The following is a 5,087-nucleotide window of genomic DNA, read 5'->3' on the forward strand; positions in this document are numbered from 1 at the left end:
GAACAATGGAACAATGGTTGCAACTGCAGATTCGCGGTGTGGTTGCCTCCACTAAACTGCAAACCGCTTCGGCCACCGAACGTGACCTGGCCATGCAGCGCTGGCTGAATAGCTTCAACTACCCGATTCCGCAATATTTTGACCAGGATGCAGCGGGACAAATGACCATCGGCAACTGAGGCATGTCGATGGGTGATCAGCCTCTGGCGTAGTCCAGAGTGGCCTGGCTAAAAAGCCAGGCTCAATCACGAATGCAGGAAAAAACAGTCCAGGTTCTACAAGGTGGAGCAGGCGATTGGAGTGAATGCACTCCGTTTGCCTGCTCCACCCCATTCTTATGCAGTACAGCCTGCCTGTTCGACAGCAAGCCACTCCTGCTCACTTACCGAATACTCTGAGTACCCCGATCAAGGCTGGGCCGATAGCGACCAGAAAGAAGCTCGGCCATAGACAGAAAATCAGCGGAAATATCAACTTGGTGCCGACTTTCGCCCCCATCTCTTCGGCGGCTTGCGTACGCCGGTCGCGGAACTCATCGGCATAGATGCGCAAGGTGTCGGCCACGCTGGTACCAAAACGAATACTCTGTGCCAACAGGCTGACCAGCCCTTGTACGTCATCCAGGCCAGTGCGTACAGCCAGTTGCTTGAGCGCCTCGGTACTGGAAAGGCCCGCGCGGATTTGCGCATTGACCAGGGCCAGCTCTTCAGCCAGATCGACTTGACTGACCGACATCTCCTCGGCCACCCGCTCGATGGTCGTGGGCAAGGCCAGGCCCGACTCCACGCACACCACCATCAGATCCAGCGCATCCGGAAACGCGGCACGCAGCCGGCCTTGTCGCATCTGCTTACGCTTGGCGACATACAGCGCTGGCACCAACCATCCGATACCGGCCACCAAGACCACCAGCAGCAGCCCCAGTATCAGGGATACCTTGGGAATCATCGGCAACAGCAGCAGCGCAATACCCATCAATAACAGCGGCAACATCAAGCGTGCCGCCCAGTATATTTGCACCGCCGACGAGGAACGGTATCCCGCATGCATCAACAGGGTCTGGGTCACGGAAGTCTGTGCCGATTCGGCTGAGCCAAAGCGCTGGCCGACCCGTTCCAGCAACAGTTGCAGATTACCCGGGGCGTCCTGCCCGGTCGTGTTGCCTAAATGACCACGCTTGATCAGCGCCAGGCGACGCTGCACGGGATCCTGAAGCCCCATCATCAGCAAACTCACGGCGACGACCACAAGCCCCGTACTCAAACCGATCGCACCAAGGAACAACAGGCGAGCCAGCTCCTCGTTCCCCGTGGCCCGACTGAACAACCCGAGCAAAAAGTCCATGACCTGTACCTCCCGGTGGCGAACACCGCTTAAACCTGAATCCGGATGATTCTGCGTATCCAGAAAATTCCGATCAACATGGCGCAGAACGCCCCGATGATCAGCTTGTGGCCGGTGGGATCATTGATCAGCACAGGCAAGTAACTGGGGCTGGTGACTATGATCGCGATCGCCAGCACGAAGGGAATGGCCACCAGCACCCAGGCCGACATGCGCCCTTCCGCCGACAGGGTTTTGACTTTGCGCTGAAAGCGGAAGCGCCCGCGAATCAGCCGACTCAAACGCTCCAGCACCTCGGTCAGATTACCGCCGGTCTCACGATGGATCAGAATCGAAGTCACCAGCATCATCACCGTCATGCTCGGCATCCTCTCCAGCAGGCCGAGCATGGCCCGGCGCACATCGTTGCCATAGTTGATATCGGCGAAGGTCAGGCCGAACTCATGAGCGACCGGCCCCTTGTGCTCCTCGGCCACCAGGCGCAGGGTTTCGTTGAATGGGTGCCCGGCGCGCAGAGCGCGGCACATGGCATCCAGCGCATCCGGCAGGCCTTCCTCGAACGCAGCGAAACGCTTGCCACGGTCGCGAGAAATTTTCAGCAGTGGTACCCAGAACACTGCGAAGCCGGCCAGCAGCGCCATCCACCAGACTGACGAGATCATCCAGATCGAGATGCCTGCACAGGCGCCCAGGAACAGCCCGAGCAACAGCACCCGATAAGCACGATATTCATGACCGGATTGCTCGATCAGCTGTGTCAGGTTCGCCATAAAGGGCAACTGCTCGAGCGTGGCCTCCAGTGGCGACAAGCGCGTCAGGTACTTCTGCCTCAATACCGTTTGCATGTTGGGCAAATTATTGGCTTTTTCCATTACGTGCAGGCGGCCGCGGATGCGCTTGCGCATCTTGCCGGCCTCGCCGAATACCGGCACCGCCACCCCCTGGGACAGGAGGAAGACGGCGATAAACACCATGCCGAGGAACATCAGAATGAATTYACCGGGAACCTGGTTCATGGCTGCCGTGCCTCCATCCATTCAGGCCTGAACATCGTCAGCGGCAACTCGATGCCGCGCTTGGCCAGCACATCGCGGAAGGCGGGGATCATGCCGCTGGGCCGATAATCACCCAGCACTTCGCCGTTTTCGCCCATGCCATGGCGCGCAAAGGAGAAGATTTCGGTCATGGTGATGATCTCGCCTTCCATGCCATTGATTTCCTGCACACTGACCAGTCTGCGCTTGCCGTCCTCCTGGCGTTCCAGCTGGATCACCACATCAATGGCCGAAGCGATCTGCTGACGCATGGCCTTGATCGGGAAAGTAGCCCCGGTCATCGACACCATGTTCTCGACCCGCCCCAACGCATCGCGCGCGGTGTTGGCGTGGATCGTGGTGAGCGAGCCGTCGTGGCCGGTGTTCATCGCCGTCAGCATGTCCAGCGCCTCGACGCCGCGCACTTCGCCAATCACAATGCGGTCCGGACGCATCCGCAGGCTGTTGCGCACCAACTCCCGCTGGCTCACCTCGCCGCGCCCTTCGATATTCGAAGGCCGGGTTTCCAGGCGCACCACGTGAGGCTGCTGCAGTTGCAGTTCGGCCGAGTCTTCGATGGTGACAATCCGCTCGTTGTGCGGAATGAAACTGGACAGCACATTGAGCATGGTAGTCTTGCCACTGCCGGTACCGCCGGAAATCAGCACGTTCAAGCGCCCACGGACAATCGCCTTGAGCAGCAGGGCAATGGCCGGGGTCAACGTCCCCACCTGGATCAGGCTGTCGGTATTGAGCAGGTCCACCGCAAAGCGCCGGATCGACATGCTCGGACCGTCGATGGCCAGCGGCGGGATAATCGCGTTGACCCGCGAACCGTCCTTGAGCCGGGCATCCACCAACGGTGAGGACTCGTCGATACGCCGCCCGAGACTGGAGACGATGCGGTCGATGATGTTCAGTAAATGCTGATCATCGCGAAAGCGCACATCGGTGCGTTGCAGTTTGCCAAAGCGCTCGACATAGACCGAGGCATGACCGTTGACCAGAATGTCGGACACGCTGTGATCGGCCAGCAACGGTTCCAGGGGACCAAGGCCGAGCACCTCGTCGGTGATCTGCTTGATGATCAACTGGCGGCTGGACGTACTCACCGGTGCCGAATGTTCATCGAGCAGGCGTTGGCAAATATCGCGAATCTGCCGTGTGGCCTCAGCCTGTTCAAGGGAGTCCAGCAAGGACAGGTCCATGACCTTGAGCAACTGCTGGTAGATCCTTTCTCGCCACTCGGCCTCCACCGGGGTGACCTGACTTTTGGTTTCATAAAGAACGTCCGGCGTTGCACGCTCCCACGCCATCACTTCCTCTGCCGGATCCAGCTGGTCGTCACCTGGCTGGTTAGCCTGCGACGGGGCGGATTTAGCGGATTGTTTGCGCAAGCGGTTACGAAAGTCACTGATCATGGGTCACCCCCCGAAAAAACGGTTGAAGGCGCGTTTGAGCACACCTTTTTTTCCAACCACCTGGTTGCCGACCAGGTCATCGGCCACGTTGCGCAGGGCAGCGGTGATCGCCGCCTTCGGCGCATGCAGACCCAACGGCACGCCAGTGTTCTGACTCTGGCTGACCACGTTGAAGTCGTTGGGTAATTTCGCCAGGTTCGTGCAGCGCAGCGCTTCGCCGATATCTTTGAGGCTGACCGCCGCCGACTTGTCATAGCGGTTGACCACTATCTGCAGTTGATCCCCACGCACACCCAGGTCTTCGCGAAGCATCCGCACCAGGGAGCTGGCATCGCGCAGATGGCTGACGCTCTGCTGCACCACCACGTACACCCGATCCACCTGTTCCAGCACGGAGCCGGTGAGGTGGTCGATTTGCCGTGGCAGATCGATCACTACCCAGTCATAGCTGGCGCGGGCCAACTGCAACAGGGTGTCAAGTTGCTCGGGTTGGGCATCCTGCGGCAGACACAGCTCACCGGCCCGGCCACCCAGCACATGCAAGGTCGGGCTGAAGTGGCTGCAAAAACCCCGTAGCGCGACGCTGTCCATGCCGTCGATCTGATGCAACACCTCCAGATGGCTGTGAACCAGCGCCACATCCAAGTAATGCGTCACGCTGCCAAATTGCAGGTCCATGTCCAGCAACAGGGTACTGCCACCCTTCATGCTGAGCTGCTGAGCCAGGTTGCAGGCCAGCAAGGTTCCACCCGAACCGCCCTTGGCGTTCATCACGGCGATCAATTTCCCTACTGTCCCACTACCGGTCCGAACCTCCATGACCAGCCGATTCAAGGCGCCGACCAGTTCCGTCTCGGCAACAGGCTCCGGCAGCACATCACGGGCACCGGCCTGCATCGCCAGGCGCATGCCTTCCTGTTCGCTCAGCAGCCCGCACACCAACATCGGCGGACGCTCATGGGCCGGGCGCTGCAACAGTGCCGCCAGCTCTTCACGCCACAGGTGGCTGACGCGCAACAGCAGCAGATCGGGCATCCGGTCCAGGCCGTAGAGCGGGTCGACATGCCCATTGCTGACCAGGCGAGTGCTCACCTCCAGGCTGGGCATGCGTTGGCAGACGCTCTGCAGGTCGCGCAACGACGTGGCATCACGGCTGCTGATCAGCAACCTGAGCCCGGCTTTGCCGGTCGAACTGGAGAGTGGAGTGTCCCTGGTATTCAGCATGGCGTGATCTCCCCGGAATCGGAATGACGCCCGAGGCTTTCACGTGGCAACGTTGCCCTGATGG

5 protein-coding genes and 1 pseudogene are annotated in these 5,087 nt (G+C 60.0%); 1 reads left to right on the forward strand and 5 read right to left on the reverse strand.

The genetic code is table 11. The features are described 5' to 3' along the window. On the forward strand, positions 1–179 hold a 179-nt coding region (locus tag ACXRVY_RS16680; RefSeq protein ID WP_458237794.1), incomplete at its 5' end, for a DUF3613 domain-containing protein. Positions 180–378: 199 nt separating this feature from the next. On the opposite strand, the gene ACXRVY_RS16685 is transcribed toward ACXRVY_RS16680, so the two are convergent. From ACXRVY_RS16685 to ACXRVY_RS16705, 5 genes and pseudogenes are all read right to left on the reverse strand, one after another. After that, positions 379–1,344, reverse strand: coding sequence for a type II secretion system F family protein (locus tag ACXRVY_RS16685; protein ID WP_223459648.1), 966 nt, complete (start codon positions 1,342–1,344; stop codon positions 379–381). 29 nt (positions 1,345–1,373) lie between these two features. Next, positions 1,374–2,360, reverse strand: a complete 987-nt coding sequence (locus ACXRVY_RS16690) for a type II secretion system F family protein (protein ID WP_458237793.1) — start codon at positions 2,358–2,360, stop codon at positions 1,374–1,376. Beyond that, a complete protein-coding gene (locus ACXRVY_RS16695) occupies positions 2,357–3,799 on the reverse strand; it encodes a CpaF family protein (protein ID WP_223459653.1) in 1,443 nt (480 codons plus the stop codon). Before ACXRVY_RS16695 ends, ACXRVY_RS16690 begins: the two co-directional genes overlap by 4 nt. A 3-nt stretch (positions 3,800–3,802) precedes the next feature. Next, positions 3,803–5,023, reverse strand: a complete 1,221-nt coding sequence (locus tag ACXRVY_RS16700; protein ID WP_223459655.1) for an AAA family ATPase — start codon at positions 5,021–5,023, stop codon at positions 3,803–3,805. Next, positions 5,017–5,087: pseudogene (locus tag ACXRVY_RS16705) on the reverse strand (pilus assembly protein); the annotation flags it as partial. The gene ACXRVY_RS16700 and the pseudogene ACXRVY_RS16705, both read right to left, overlap by 7 nt.

Source organism: Pseudomonas sp. P5_A2_2 (assembly GCF_054177685.1).